Annotated in this window: 14 protein-coding genes; 12 read left to right on the top strand and 2 right to left on the bottom strand. The window is 59.4% G+C overall.

The annotated features are described in order from the left end of the window. The first annotated feature begins 181 nt into the window (after positions 1-181). The 11 genes from ccoN (at position 182) to ccoS (ending at position 10423) form a co-directional block, all read left to right on the top strand. Positions 182-1786, top strand: coding sequence for a cytochrome-c oxidase, cbb3-type subunit I (gene ccoN, locus N7U68_RS08085; protein WP_165196582.1), 1605 nt, complete (start codon positions 182-184; stop codon positions 1784-1786). A gap of 18 nt (positions 1787-1804) precedes the next feature. Next, positions 1805-2530, top strand: coding sequence for a cytochrome-c oxidase, cbb3-type subunit II (ccoO, locus tag N7U68_RS08080; RefSeq protein WP_165196584.1), 726 nt, complete (start codon positions 1805-1807; stop codon positions 2528-2530). A 14-nt stretch (positions 2531-2544) separates the two neighbouring features. Then, positions 2545-2742 carry a cbb3-type cytochrome c oxidase subunit 3 gene (locus tag N7U68_RS08075; RefSeq protein ID WP_165196586.1) on the top strand — a complete coding sequence of 66 codons (198 nt, stop codon included), beginning with the start codon at positions 2545-2547 and terminating at the stop codon, positions 2740-2742. Positions 2743-2746: 4 nt separating this feature from the next. Continuing rightward, entirely contained in the window at positions 2747-3613 is an 867-nt protein-coding gene (ccoP, locus tag N7U68_RS08070; protein ID WP_263048783.1) for a cytochrome-c oxidase, cbb3-type subunit III, read from the top strand. A 323-nt stretch (positions 3614-3936) separates the two neighbouring features. Further along, positions 3937-4542: an NAD(P)H-dependent oxidoreductase gene (locus tag N7U68_RS08065; protein WP_263048782.1), complete on the top strand. Its 606-nt coding sequence runs from the start codon at positions 3937-3939 to the stop codon at positions 4540-4542. A gap of 441 nt (positions 4543-4983) precedes the next feature. Further along, on the top strand, positions 4984-5895 hold the full coding sequence (locus N7U68_RS08060; RefSeq protein ID WP_165196592.1) for a LysR family transcriptional regulator: 912 nt from the start codon (positions 4984-4986) through the stop codon (positions 5893-5895). Positions 5896-6130: 235 nt separating this feature from the next. Further along, positions 6131-7303 (top strand): 4Fe-4S dicluster domain-containing protein, encoded by a 1173-nt coding sequence (locus N7U68_RS08055; RefSeq protein ID WP_373322996.1) that lies wholly within the window; start codon positions 6131-6133, stop codon positions 7301-7303. Between the two features lie 10 nt (positions 7304-7313). Continuing rightward, the gene (locus N7U68_RS21050; protein ID WP_373322978.1) at positions 7314-7583 is read left to right on the top strand and encodes a FixG Ig-like domain-containing protein; all 270 of its coding nucleotides are present in this window, start codon (positions 7314-7316) and stop codon (positions 7581-7583) included. A gap of 4 nt (positions 7584-7587) precedes the next feature. Then, on the top strand, positions 7588-8073 hold the full coding sequence (locus N7U68_RS08050; RefSeq protein WP_263048781.1) for a FixH family protein: 486 nt from the start codon (positions 7588-7590) through the stop codon (positions 8071-8073). After that, complete coding sequence (locus N7U68_RS08045) at positions 8070-10268, top strand: heavy metal translocating P-type ATPase (protein ID WP_263048780.1); 2199 nt, start codon at positions 8070-8072, stop codon at positions 10266-10268. Before N7U68_RS08050 ends, N7U68_RS08045 begins: the two co-directional genes overlap by 4 nt. After that, a complete protein-coding gene (gene ccoS / locus N7U68_RS08040) occupies positions 10265-10423 on the top strand; it encodes a cbb3-type cytochrome oxidase assembly protein CcoS (protein WP_165196598.1) in 159 nt (52 codons plus the stop codon). The genes N7U68_RS08045 and ccoS overlap by 4 nt, the downstream gene beginning before the upstream one ends. 43 nt (positions 10424-10466) lie before the next feature. Here the strand turns inward: ccoS and N7U68_RS08035 are convergent, their stop codons facing one another. Both N7U68_RS08035 and N7U68_RS08030 read right to left on the bottom strand, forming a co-directional pair. After that, on the bottom strand, positions 10467-11945 hold the full coding sequence (locus tag N7U68_RS08035) for a D-alanyl-D-alanine carboxypeptidase family protein (protein ID WP_263048779.1): 1479 nt from the start codon (positions 11943-11945) through the stop codon (positions 10467-10469). Between the two features lie 269 nt (positions 11946-12214). Next, positions 12215-12796, bottom strand: coding sequence for a DNA-3-methyladenine glycosylase I (locus N7U68_RS08030; protein ID WP_165196602.1), 582 nt, complete (start codon positions 12794-12796; stop codon positions 12215-12217). A gap of 90 nt (positions 12797-12886) precedes the next feature. Here N7U68_RS08030 and N7U68_RS08025 point away from each other — a divergent pair, with 90 nt between their 5' ends. Next, a complete protein-coding gene (locus N7U68_RS08025) occupies positions 12887-13729 on the top strand; it encodes an EAL domain-containing protein (protein WP_263048778.1) in 843 nt (280 codons plus the stop codon). The last annotated feature ends 19 nt before the right edge of the window (positions 13730-13748 follow it).

The raw sequence follows: 13748 nt of genomic DNA, 5'->3' as shown, positions 1-13748 counted from the left end.
TTTTCTCCCGCAGGTTGGCGGGAATCTACCCTTCCGACCTTGATGCGAGTCAAGGAAAGCAATTTGAATCCTTGATGCAGATCAAAGTGTATGCCGCTGCACTGCGGCATCAAGGGGCAAAGCCTAAACGCGCACGCGCGATTCTGGTCGAATCGCGTGGAACAGGACGAAGGGACATACCATGTCGAACTATATCAAGCTTCTCACGCTTGGTCTGATTACGCTATTTGCGTTGATCGCAGCCAACTATGCTCGCGATCTGGCCTATCTGGTAAATGCTCTGACCATTGCGCTGGCCTCTGCGGGAACGTTCCTGTGGGTGCTGCGCAATACCGATGAACCATACGAAGCGGTTGATATGTCAGGCGAATACATGGATGGCGTCATTCGCGCCGGCGTGATCGCAACGGCATTCTGGGGGGTGGTCGGATTTCTGGCCGGCACGTTCATCGCATTCCAGTTAGCCTTTCCCCAACTTAATTTCGATTGGGCTGAAGGCTATGCGAACTTTGGCCGGTTGCGGCCGCTGCATACGTCGGCGGTGATTTTTGCCTTTGGTGGCAATGCCTTGATCGCGACGTCCCTCTATGTGGTGCAGCGTACGAGTGCAGCGCGCCTGTGGGGTGGCAATCTGGCGTGGTTCGTATTCTGGGGCTATCAGCTGTTCATCGTTCTGGCCGCGACCGGATACCTGTTGGGCGCGACCCAGTCCAAGGAATACGCCGAGCCCGAGTGGTATGTGGATTTGTGGCTGACGGTTGTCTGGCTGGCATATCTGGCAATTTTTATCGGCACGCTGGTCAAACGTAAAGAACCGCACATCTATGTGGCCAACTGGTTCTACCTGTCGTTCATCATCACGGTTGCGATGCTGCATGTGTTCAACAACCTCAGCATTCCAGTCAGCATTTTCGGATCCAAATCCGTTCAGGTCTTTTCGGGGGTGCAGGATGCCATGGTGCAATGGTGGTACGGCCATAACGCGGTGGGCTTCTTCCTGACCGCAGGGTTTCTGGGCATGATGTATTACTTTGTGCCAAAGCAGGCCGAACGCCCAGTGTTTAGTTACAAGCTGTCGATCATTCACTTCTGGGCGCTGATCTTCCTCTATATCTGGGCCGGCCCGCACCACCTGCACTACACTGCGCTGCCCGATTGGGCGACGACGCTGGGCATGGTGTTCTCGGTTATTCTGTGGATGCCCAGCTGGGGTGGCATGATCAACGGTCTGATGACGCTGAGCGGTGCCTGGGACAAACTGCGGACCGATCCGATCATCCGCATGATGGTCATTTCCATCGGGTTCTACGGTATGTCCACATTCGAGGGTCCAATGATGTCGATCCGTGCGGTGAACGCGCTGTCGCATTATACTGACTGGACCATCGGGCACGTTCATTCCGGCGCATTGGGCTGGAACGGTATGATCACCTTTGGCGCACTCTACTTCCTGGTGCCGAAGCTGTGGAATCGTGAAAGGCTATACAGTCTGAGCTTGGTCAGCTGGCACTTCTGGTTGGCCACGATCGGGATCATCCTCTACGCCGCGTCCATGTGGGTGACCGGCATCATGGAGGGGCTGATGTGGCGCGAAGTGGATGCCAACGGTTTCCTCGTGAACTCCTTCGCCGATACCGTGGCGGCCAAGTTCCCGATGCTGGTGGTGCGTGGACTGGGCGGAGTGCTGTTCCTGCTGGGGGGCGTCATCATGTGTTACAACCTTTACATGACCGTCAGACGGAGCCCTGCTGTGACTGCAGACAACTCCGCTGTCCCGGCTGAATAAGAGAGAGGGACCGGTTAAATGGCAATCTTGGACAAACACGCAATCCTCGAAAAAAACGTGACGCTGCTGGCAATCTTTGCCTTCCTCGTGGTCACGATTGGGGGCATCGTGCAGATCGCTCCGCTTTTCTGGCTGGAAAACACCATCGAGGACGTAGAGGGCATGCGCCCCTACACCCCGCTGGAGCTGACCGGGCGCGACATCTACGTGCGCGAAGGCTGCTACACCTGCCACAGTCAGATGATCCGTCCGATGCGCGACGAGGTCGAACGTTATGGGCACTATTCGCTGGCCGCAGAGAGCAAGTACGACCACCCGTTCCAATGGGGTTCCAAGCGCACGGGACCTGATCTGGCGCGTGTCGGGGGGCGTTATTCGGACGAGTGGCATCTGGACCACCTGCGCAACCCGCAATCGGTCGTGCCGGAATCGATCATGCCGACCTATGGCTACCTTGAAAAGGCGATGATTGAGCCGACGTATATCGGCGATCTGCTGAAAACGCACAAGCTGGTTGGGGTGCCATACACCGACGAGATGATCGAAAACGCAGCGGCCGATTTCAAGGTGCAGATCGACCCGTTCGGCGATTATGACGCGATGGTGGAGAGGTATCCGGGCGCACAGGTGCGTAACTTCGACGGACAGGCGGGCATTTCCGAGATGGATGCGCTGATCGCCTATCTGCAAATGCTGGGCACGCTGGTCGATTTCTCGACCTTCACCCCTGACGCCAGCCGCTGAGGGAGGATCGCGATATGGACACCTATTCGCTACTCAGGGAATTTGCCGATAGCTGGATGCTTCTGGCGCTTTTTATCTTCTTTGTCGGCATGATCCTGTGGGTCTTCCGGCCGGGCGGCACAAAGAGCTACGAAGACCAACGCAATATCCCCTTCCGCCACGAAGATAAGCCCGCGCCGCGCCGCGTCGGGGCCGATACCAAGGAGGGCTGAGATCATGGCCAAGAAAACACCTAAAAAGCTGGACGATGATCCCAACACCACCGGCCATTCATGGGATGGGATCGAGGAATTTGATAATCCCATGCCGCGCTGGTGGCTGTGGTCCTTTTACGCCACGATCATCTGGGGGATCGGTTATGTCATCGCCTACCCGGCATGGCCGATGATCAATGGGGCCACTGCCGGGGTTCTGGGCTGGTCGACACGCGGCGACGTGATCACCGAAATCGCCCGCGTCGAAGAAGCCAACGCCGAAAACTGGGCACAGCTGGCTGCGGTCGACCTGACGCGTCTCGCGGAAGACCCGGAGTTGAACAACTATGCGTCAAAGGCAGGCGCGGCGGTGTTCAAGACGTGGTGCGCGCAATGCCACGGTTCTGGCGCGGCAGGGGCCAAGGGGTATCCCAACCTGCTGGACAACGATTGGCTGTGGGGGGGCGACATCGAGGCGATTCATACCACGATTGCGCATGGTATCCGCAACGAAGAGGATGACGATGCGCGGTATTCAGAGATGCCTGCCTTTGGCGACATTCTGGAACGTGCAGAGATCGAGCAAGTCGTCAACTATGTGATGTCTCTGTCCGGCACGCCAAAAGATGCAAGTCTAGTAAGTGCGGGCGAGACCGTCTTTGTCGACAACTGCACGGCGTGTCACGCCGAGGATGCGTCGGGCGACCAAACCCAAGGCGCGCCAAACCTGAAAGACGCGATCTGGCTCTATGGTGGGGATTATGACGCGGTGAAGGCGACAGTGACCTACAGCCGTTATGGCGTCATGCCATCGTGGAACCAGCGCCTGACCGAGGCCGAAGTGCGCGCAGTCGCAGCCTATGTTCATCAGTTGGGCGGCGGCGAGTAGCCACACCCGAACACCAAGATACCCGCAGGCCGTTCTCGGCCCGCGGGGAGGCATCGACCTCCCGTCCTGTTCGCGCGTTTCCGGGAGGGTCGATGCCAATTTTCTCGCAACACAAGAAAATTCTCAGTGCAAGAACCACGTCTCGGTCGAATGTTGACAGCGCGATGTGACACAATTCTTCTTGACCTCAAGTTACCTTGAACCTTTAGAAACACTTTTGACAAGGATCAGAGGGATTCTTTGCCGCGCCGAGAGATCAATCTCACTTGGCGAATATGATACCTTGCCTGTACGCGGCGCAGTCATTTTTATGGAATTTGTTTATGCATGTCTTGACTGTTCTCGATCACCCTGACCCATCCTCTTTTAGCGCGGCTGTTGCCCGAAAATTCATGGATGGCGCTGAATCGGCGGGTCATTCGGTCGAGCTTGCCGATCTGCACGCAGAAGGTTTCGATCCGCGTTGGTCGCTGGCAGATATTGCAGCAGATAGCGGTGCAACCGCAGTGGCAGATGTGGCGAAAGAGCAGGAGCGGATCGCGCGTGCTGATGCGATATGTCTTGTTTTTCCGCTGTTCTGGTGGGGCATGCCGTCCATGATGAAGGGCTGGGTTGATCGTGTGTGGTCGTGGGGATGGGCCTACGATCAGCTGGATGACCCGGAACGATCCCTTCAACGATCCCGCTCCGGTGTTCTGTTGATACCTGCCGGTGCGCGGTCGGACGAAATGGCGGATGCGGGTTATAGCGCCGCATTGGACACCGCGTGGATAAAAGGAACATTTGGCTATTTCGGGCTTTCCCCGCGCCGGCTCGAGGTTCTCCACGGCGCGACGGGGTCAGCAAAGAGGCGGCAATCCCTGTTGGAAAGAAGCTATCAGGTTGGCCGGACCCTGGCGCGACCAACATCAGATGAGGAGGCCGTTTGAGGGTGCATACGGGTTCGCCTCTGTGATCGCTTCAACTGGATGCGGTATCCGTATCACGCCAAAGGCTCAGCACTGGGGTGCTGAGCCTTCTTGTGTCTACCGGCGTGCGTCATCCGATATCGGGCGTGCCCAGCGTTGGCCGCGCCAGGGCCAGCGGCGGGAGAGACCGCCGGTCCTGACACATGCCCGCCGGGTTGCGGGATCAATCACGACGACGCGCGACTGTGTGTGCTTCGATCTCTGCGTCTTTGCGGGCATCGAAGCGTTGGCGATCGCCCCAGTGGTTGACGGGTTCCGACCGGGTTGCGGTCAAAAAGGAGTTTGCGAAGATATTCAGCATGGGATGTCCTTTCCGCTGCGCTGTTGATGACTTGAATATGGGACGAACCCTGCCATGATGCCACACAGGAACATTTCCAACGTGTAAGGAAATCTAACATAATGGACTGGCACTCTCTTCCTCCTCTTACGGCACTGCGCGCTTTTGCAGCATTGGCAGAAGCCGGATCAGCCAGTGCGGCAGGGGCGCGACTGAATGTCAGCCATGCGGCGATAAGCCAGCAAGTTAAGGCTCTAGAATCACATATCGGGCTGGCGCTGGTGGATCGATCCGGTCGCGCACTGGCCCTGACTGCCGAGGGTGAGGCGCTGGCGGTATCGCTGGCCGACGGGTTCGGCGTCATCGCGCAAACCGTGGCGCAACTAACAGGTGCAGATGCGGAACGGCCTTTACAGGTGTCCACCACGCCGCAATTTGCCGCCAACTGGCTGATGCCGCGCTTGCGCGACTTTCAGACCCGGCATCCGGGGATTGATCTGATGGTCAATCCGTCACCGGTGCGGGCCGATCCGACGCCCGGCGGAATCGACCTTGGGGTGCGATTTGGCAAGGGTGTCTGGTCCGGACTGGATGCCGAGCTGTTGGTGCCTACGGATATCGTCGTGGTGGCGGCACCGTCTCTGGTGGGGGACCGGGTGTTCGAGCGGGCCAGCGATCTGCTGGAGTTTCCGTGGTTGGACGAATTGGAAGCACTGCAAGCGCAGGATTGGCTCTATAGCGCGGGAGTGACAGAGGGGCGCGCGAAGTCGGTGACGATGTTGCCCGGTAACCTGATGCTGGAGGGCGCACGCGACGGGCAGGGGATCGCCGTGTTGACGGCCAAATGGGTGGAGCGCGATGTGGCCGCCGGTACGCTGCGCATCCTCTTTCGCGACAAGGGCGATACCGGTTACTTCATCGTCACGCGCCCCGGCGTGATGCGCCCACCCGCCAGAACCTTTGTCCGCTGGTTGCGGCGCCATCGTGACGACGGGGCGCTGGAGATCGGTCACGACGTGGGTTTGCACGGTTGAGCGACAAGATGTCGGTTTGACTCTGATAAATATCACTCTCAGACTCGGAAATTGATGCAGGTCAAAGTTGCTTGGCGCGTGTGCTGCAACAAGTGACTCAGAAATAGCCGCAAGATCGGAGTGATTCCCCGTGGCCGATTCCGTCAAAGACACACCGCCTAGCCTATATGCCGCCCAAGAGCCGATTTTCCCCAAGAAAGTCTATGGCAAGTTTCGAAACCTCAAATGGGGGATCATGGTGGTTGCGCTGGGTATCTATTACCTGACGCCATGGCTGCGCTGGGATCGTGGGCCGAACCTGCCGGATCAGGCGGTGCTGATTGATCTGGCAAACCGGCGGTTCTATTTCTTCTGGATCGAAATCTGGCCGCATGAGTTCTATTTCGTTGCCGGTCTGCTGGTGATGGCAGGGCTGGGCCTGTTTCTGTTTACCTCTGCGCTGGGACGGGTCTGGTGTGGCTATGCCTGCCCACAGACAGTGTGGACGGATCTTTTCATTCTGGTGGAGCGCTGGATCGAAGGCGACAGGAATGCTCGGCTGCGGCTGCACAGGCAAAAGAAATGGGACTTGCGCAAGGCCCGACTGCGGTTAACCAAGTGGATTACATGGCTGGTGATCGCCGGTGCCACCGGGGGCGCGTGGGTCTTTTACTTCGCCGATGCGCCGACCTTGTTTGTCGATCTCTTCACCCTGAACGCGCATCCCATAGCCTACACGACTGTGGCGATCCTGACTGCGACGACATTTGTCTTTGGCGGTTTCGCGCGTGAGCAGATTTGCATCTATGCCTGCCCGTGGCCGCGCATTCAGGCGGCGATGCTGGACGAGGACACGCTTACTGTTGCCTATCGCGAGTGGCGCGGTGAACCGCGCGGCAAGAGCAACGTGCGCCGCAGGGATGCGGCAAAGGCAGCTGCGGCCGAAGCAACGTCGCGTGCCGCAGGGCCGGGGGCGGCAAAATATGCACCCACGCCCTATCCCGGTGTGCCGCTCAACGATCTCGGCGCGGCGGCGGCGCAGGACGAACCGGGCGACTGCATCGACTGCATGGCCTGTGTCAATGTTTGTCCGATGGGCATCGACATTCGCGATGGTCAGCAGATGGAATGTATCACCTGTGCGCTGTGTATTGACGCCTGTGATGACATCATGGCCAAGATCGGCAAACCCCGCGGCCTGATTGACTATATGGCGCTGACGGATGAGCAGAATGAACGTGCGGGTATGGCACCTCGTCCGATTATCAAGCATATCCTGCGGCCCCGGACGATCCTCTATACCTCGCTCTGGGCGCTGGTGGGCATCGGCCTGATCTTTGCGCTCTTTATCCGTGCTGAGATCGAGATGACTGTGGCGCCGGTGCGCAACCCGACCTTTGTCACTATGTCGGACGGCACGATCTCGTAACACCTACGAAGTGCGGCTGCTGAACAAGCATGGAGAGGCGCGACCGTTTGTCCTGACGGTCAAGGGCGATCCCGCGATTCGTCTGTCGCTGGAAGGCATTGAGGGTGATACACTGGTCGTGCCGGCGGATGACACGACCAACCAGCGTGTCTATCTGGAGGCCCCTGCCGGGTCGCAGGCTGCACAGAGCGCACGCACCGATGTGCGGCTCTGGGTCGAGGATACGGCGAATGGCGAACGGGCCAGTAAGGGAACCGTTTTCAACGGGAAGGCAGAGTAGTGTCATGAACGAACAGATGGATGCCGATCAGTCCCCCACGGTGCGGCAAATCACCGGTCGTCACGTGCTGGTCGGCTTTGTCGCGGCGTTCGGTGTGATCATCGCCGTAAATTTATTGCTGGCTTACAACGCGGTCCGCACATTTCCGGGCCTCGAGGTTAAGAATTCCTACATAGCCAGCCAAGAGTTCGATGAACGTCGCGCGGCGCAACAGTCGTTAGGGTGGCACGTTGCGGCGTCGCATCATGCCGGCCTGCTGACATTGTCCATCACCGGGCAGGACGGAACATCGGTAGAGGTCGCATCGCTGGATGCGGTGCTGGGCCGTGCGACGAATGTACGCGACGATATGGCGCCGGATTTTACCTATGATGGGCAGGCTTATACTGCCCCTGTGGCATTAGGTGCTGGCAACTGGAACATTCGCATGGTGGCCACTGCTGCGGACGGCACCGAGTTTCGTCAGCGCGTCGTTCTGATCAAGAAATGACCGCCGTGCTGCGCCCTCCGGCCTCGGCCTGCCCGGCCTGCGCTGCCGCACCGGCGGCGTTGGAACTGGCGGGCGCATCAGAACCACGGACCGGCGAGATCGTCTTGTCTCTGCCGACGATCCACTGTGCCGCCTGTATTGCACGGATCGAGGCAGGGCTGGCCGCGCATGACGGGGTCAAGACTGCGCGCGTGAACCTGACCCTGAAGCGCGCTACCATTGATGCTGCGCCGGACATAACTGCGGCAGATATGATCGCGGCAGTGACTGCGCTGGGCTATGAGGCGCATGAACTGGACCCAAGCGCGCTGAGTGCCACGGCGGCGGATCGGGCAGGGCGTGAGCTGTTGATGCGGTTGGCGGTTGCGGGGTTTGCCAGCATGAATGTCATGCTGCTGTCAGTCGCGGTCTGGTCCGGGGCGACGGATGCGACACGCGACCTGTTCCATTGGATATCGGCGGCGATCGCATTGCCCGCCATCGTCTTTGCCGGGCAGCCGTTTTTCCGCAATGCGTGGCGCGCGCTGCGGGCGGGGCAGTTGAACATGGATGTCCCGATCACGCTGGCCATCCTGCTGGCCGTCGGCACATCGCTGTGGGAAACCGCATTGCGTGGTGAACACGCCTATTTTGACGCCGCGCTGACATTGACATTCTTCCTGCTGGCGGGGCGCTATCTGGATCATCGTACACGCGCGATTGCACGCTCTGCCGCCGAAGAGTTGACCGCACTCGAAGTGCCGCGCGCATGGCTATCCGAGGGCGGAACCGAACGCGAGGTACCGATCGCGCAGTTGCGGGTGGGTGATCGGGTCGTGGTGCGTCCCGGCGGACGACTGCCGGTCGATGGTGAGATCACTGATGGTGTGTCCGAACTGGATCGCGCGCTGCTGACGGGCGAGACGCTGCCGGTCTTTGCCGGGCCGGGGCAGACGGTATCAGCGGGCGAGATGAACTTGACCGGACCGTTGACCATCCGCGCCACGGCGGTAGGGCGCGACACGTCGCTGCACCGCATGGCTGATCTGGTGGCCGTGGCCGAGGCCGGACGCGCCAATTACACCTCACTGGCGGACCGGGCGGCCAAGCTATACGCGCCGGGTGTACATATCCTGTCGGCGCTGGCGTTTCTGGGCTGGTATCTAGCGACCTATGACATGCGCACCGCGATCAACATCGCAGCGGCGGTTCTGATTATCACCTGCCCCTGCGCGTTGGGCCTAGCGGTGCCGGCGGTGACGACAGCGGCCAGCGGGCGGCTGTTTCGGCGGGGCATGCTGATCAAACACGCCACGGCGCTGGAACGGTTGGCAGAGGTCGATACCGTGGTGTTTGACAAGACCGGCACTCTAACCACAGGCACGCCGGCTCTGACCGGGCTGGATGCGCTGGGCGACCGCGAGGCAGGCATCGCTATGGCGTTGGCGCTGGGGTCATCGCATCCGCTGTCGCGGGCGATCGTGGAAGCGGGACAGGCGGCGGAGATAACGCCCGCATCGGTGAGTGAGATCACGGAGGTGCCGGGATACGGGGCCAAGGGCGTCTGGAAGGGGCAAACGGTCCGGCTGGGGCGTGCCTCCTGGGTCGGAGCCGCGCCGCTGGCGGTGACAGCAAGCTACCTGCAAGTGGGAGAGGATGCGCCGGTCGCGCTGCCATTCGAGGATCGGTTGCGGGACGGCGCGGCAGAGACGGTCGCGCAGTTCATAGCACGTGGCTTCAAGGTGTACCTGTTCTCGGGCGACAGTGCGCCCAGCGTCGAAGCGATGGCCGAAAAATTGGGCATCACCCGTTGGATGGCCGAAACACTCCCTGCGGACAAGGCTGCAAGGGTCGAGGAATTGCGCGCGTCCGGCGCGCACGTGCTGATGGTCGGGGACGGTCTGAACGATACCGCTGCGTTGGCGGCAGCGCATGTGTCGATCTCGCCCGCCAGCGCGCTGGATGCGGCGCGTGTGGCGTCGGACATGGTATTGCTGGGATCGGATCTGAGTGTTTTGGCGGAGGCGTGCACAATCGCCAAGTCCGCCACCAAACGTATTCGCGAGAATTTCCGCATTGCCACGCTCTATAACATCATCGCGGTGCCGTTGGCGGTGGCGGGACTGGCGACGCCACTGATCGCGGCGCTGGCAATGTCCACCAGTTCGATCACGGTTTCGCTGAACGCACTAAGGCTACGTGGGGGGCAACGATGAATATCCTCGTCTACCTGATCCCGATTTCGCTGTTTCTGGGGGCTGTAGGTCTGGTTGCGTTTATCTACACTGTGCGCAGCAATCAGTATGACGACCCAGAGGGCGACAGCCGCCGCATTCTATCGGATGAATGGGACGACCGGCCCAAGCCGTAGTCGTTGCTCGTTGCCGGTGTATATCCGGCTCTGGCCAATTGGTTCAGCCCGGTTCGACCATGAAGCAGGTGAATTTCTTGGCCTGCAGGCGGCGGCAGGCCAGATCGGCTGTTTCGCGCGACAGTCCCATGAAGTTGGCGTCGAAACCATTGGAACGCTGAACAACCTTGCGCAATGATCCGTCCAGAGTGCTGATTTCGCTCAATGCTGTTTTTAGCAGTACCTTGCGTGCTTTGTACTGGCTGGGATAGCGGCCTACGTTGATGCCCCAGTTGCGACCGCCAGAAGTGGAAATACGGGTAACAACTTCTTGGACGGGGTCTTCTTGTACTGGCTCGGTCTGAACGGCTGCCACCAGTTCCGCAGGGCGCTTCACTGGCTTTACGGTATCTGTCGGCAATGCGGAGGCCAGCACAGTCTGGACTGCGACCTTCGGCTGAGTGGCGGGGGCGCTCTTGGCGGCGAGGGCAGTCGCCTGCGCGGCCATCAGCGCCTTTTCTATGTCATCCTGTGATGCGACCAGCACCGGCTCTGCCGTGACCGATGGCGCGTCGGGGATGGGTCGCGACTGTGGTCGCAGGCTCTTCTTGACCGCTGCGGCACTGGCCAGACGGACGGTTTTTCCGACACCGCCGGGTGTGCCGGAGCCTGCCTTGCCCATGTAGGGTGGAACCTTGGGTTTTGCGACGGCCACGCGGGTGGGGGAACGGCGAAAGCCGAGATCAAGCAACTCGGCCACCCGTGCATTGCGGGTATGGGTAGAGCGCCCGCCAAAGACTGTGGCGATGACCCGCTCCTGCCCGCGTTCGGCACTTGCCACCAGATTGAAGCCTGCGGCGCGGGTATAGCCGGTTTTGATCCCGTCCGCGCCACGATAGCTGTTCAGCAATCGCCGGTTGGTATGTTGCACTGTACGGACGCCGGCATAGGCCTCGCGGCGGGAAAACAGATTGTAGTAATCGGGGTAGTCATAGAACAGGTGCCGCCCCAGATTGGTCATGTCCCGTGCGGTGCTGAGGTGACCGGACTCCGTCAGACCGTGCGCGTTTTTGAACGTGGTACGGGTCATGCCCATCGCCTTGGCCGTGCGGTTCATCCGGCGCGCGAACTTTGCTTCGGATCCCTCAATCGCTTCGCCGATCGCGGTGGCAGCATCATTGGCGGATTTCACCGCTGCTGCACGGATCAGATACCGCAGCTTGATCCGCTGCCCGGATTTAAGTCCCAGCTTGGAGGGTGGTTCACTCGCCGCGTGGCTGGAAATCAACACGTCGTCGTCAAGGCTGATTTCACCGTTCTCAATCGCTTCAAACGCAATATAGAGCGTCATCATCTTGGTCAGAGAGGCTGGGTGCAGGCGGGTGTCGGCGTTCTCGGCATGTACGACCTTGCCCGATCTCGCATCCATCACCAGTGCCGCGTAGGGGGCCGCCGCTGCGCTGAGCGGGACAATGACGAACATCCAGACCGTGGCTAGGGCCAACAGACCCCACCTGATCGGCTGCGCTTTCCGAGCCTTCATGGAACTACTCTTTTTTACTGCCTCGTGCCGCCGGTTATCCGACTGGCTTTTATTATGGCTAAAAGGCTAACACATGATACATTTCCGATAAAGGTCTCATTTTAATAGAATTTATGTCTTTTCACACACTCCGACATCCACATGTTGGGGAGGGTGAATTTGCAACCACAACACTGTCTAATGTGGCAGAAATGTGGCGAATCCGGGCGATAATATGGCAGCGGTGATTTGACATATTCGACCGCGTTGAGCGGCCTCGCGACCGAATTTCAGGATGCTGGTCTAACAAGTTTCGCAACGTCACTGTGGCGGGGGCAGGTGATCAAATGATCGTTGACCAATCCGCAGGCCTGCATGAAGGCATAAACAATGGTCGGCCCGCAAAAGGTGAAGCCGCGTTTCTTGAGATCCTTTGAGATCGCATTGGACAATGGCGTATGTGCGGGCACGTCGGCCATGCTGGCCCAGGTATTTTGCAACGGCACACCGCCCAGATAATCCCACAGATAAGTGTCGAACCCCTGTTCGGCCTCAATCCGCTGCCACGCGCGGGCATTTTTTATGGTTGCGGCGATTTTTCCGCGATGGCGCACAATGCCGGGATCCTCGAGCAGGCGCGTGACGTCCGCCTCGCCCCATTCGGCGATAATGTTGGGGTCGAAGCCCTCGAATGCGGCGCGAAAATTATCGCGCTTTTTCAATATGGTGATCCAGCTCAGCCCAGCTTGAAACCCGTCGAGGATCAGCTTTTCCCACAACGCGCGGCTGTCATATTCGGGTACACCCCATTCGGTGTCGTGGTAGGTTTTGTAGATCTCTTCATGTCCTACCCAGTCACATCGCTCGCTCATTCTGAACCCCGCCGGATTATTCAAATTGTTCCTTTAAGGAATCTTTATCCTCAAACACCGAGGTTGAGCGAGGACTATTCGGAGGGTGCGATGGGCACGCGCGACAAAAGCATATGGGCTGACGTGCCGGCTGGCCACCATGACCCGCTATCCTACGCAGTAACGAAGCGGGATCAGTCGGTGATTTCCATGGTACAGCAGGCTGTGCGGCACAAGCAGGTCATGTTGGCCTACCAGCCGGTTGTGCCCGCAGGGCAGGCGACGCGTGTGGCCTTCTATGAGGGGCTCATCCGTGTGCTGGACGAAACGGGGCGAATCATACCGGCCAAGGACTTCATCGAGGTGATCGAGACAACCGAAACGGGTCGGGTGATCGATTGTCTGGCTCTGGAGAAGGGACTGCGCGCACTCTTGCGGCATCCCGACTTGCGCCTGTCGATCAACATGTCGGCGCGCTCTATCGGGTACGAGCCGTGGATGCGCACATTGCGCAAGGGGTTGAAGGCGGGCCCAACCGTGGGCGAACGTCTGATCCTCGAGATTACCGAAAGCTCGGCCATGATCGTGCCGGAACTGGTCGTCAATTTTATGAAGGATCTGCAAAAACAGGAGGTCAGCTTTGCGCTTGATGATTTCGGGGCGGGGTTCACGTCGTTTCGCTATCTCAAGCAATTCTATTTCGACATCCTGAAGATCGACGGGCAATTCATTCGGGGCATTGCGCAGGACCCTGACAATCAGGTGATGACCACGGCGCTGGCGACCATCGGGCGGCAGTTCGATATGTTCACGGTCGCGGAAAGCGTCGAGCGGGCCGAGGATGCCGCCTATCTCACCGCCATCGGAATTGATTGCCTTCAAGGTTATTATTATGGCGCGCCAACCGTCAAACCGGCTTGGTTGAGTACGAGCGTCGCGCGCGTCGCTGTGTGACCGGACATCGCGGCATGTG

Origin of the sequence: Roseovarius pelagicus, assembly GCF_025639885.1 — a bacterium.
Taxonomy (GTDB): domain Bacteria; phylum Pseudomonadota; class Alphaproteobacteria; order Rhodobacterales; family Rhodobacteraceae; genus Roseovarius; species Roseovarius pelagicus.
The sequence above is the reverse complement of the archived record's forward strand: the minus strand, read 5'-3'. Positions and strand labels throughout refer to the sequence as shown.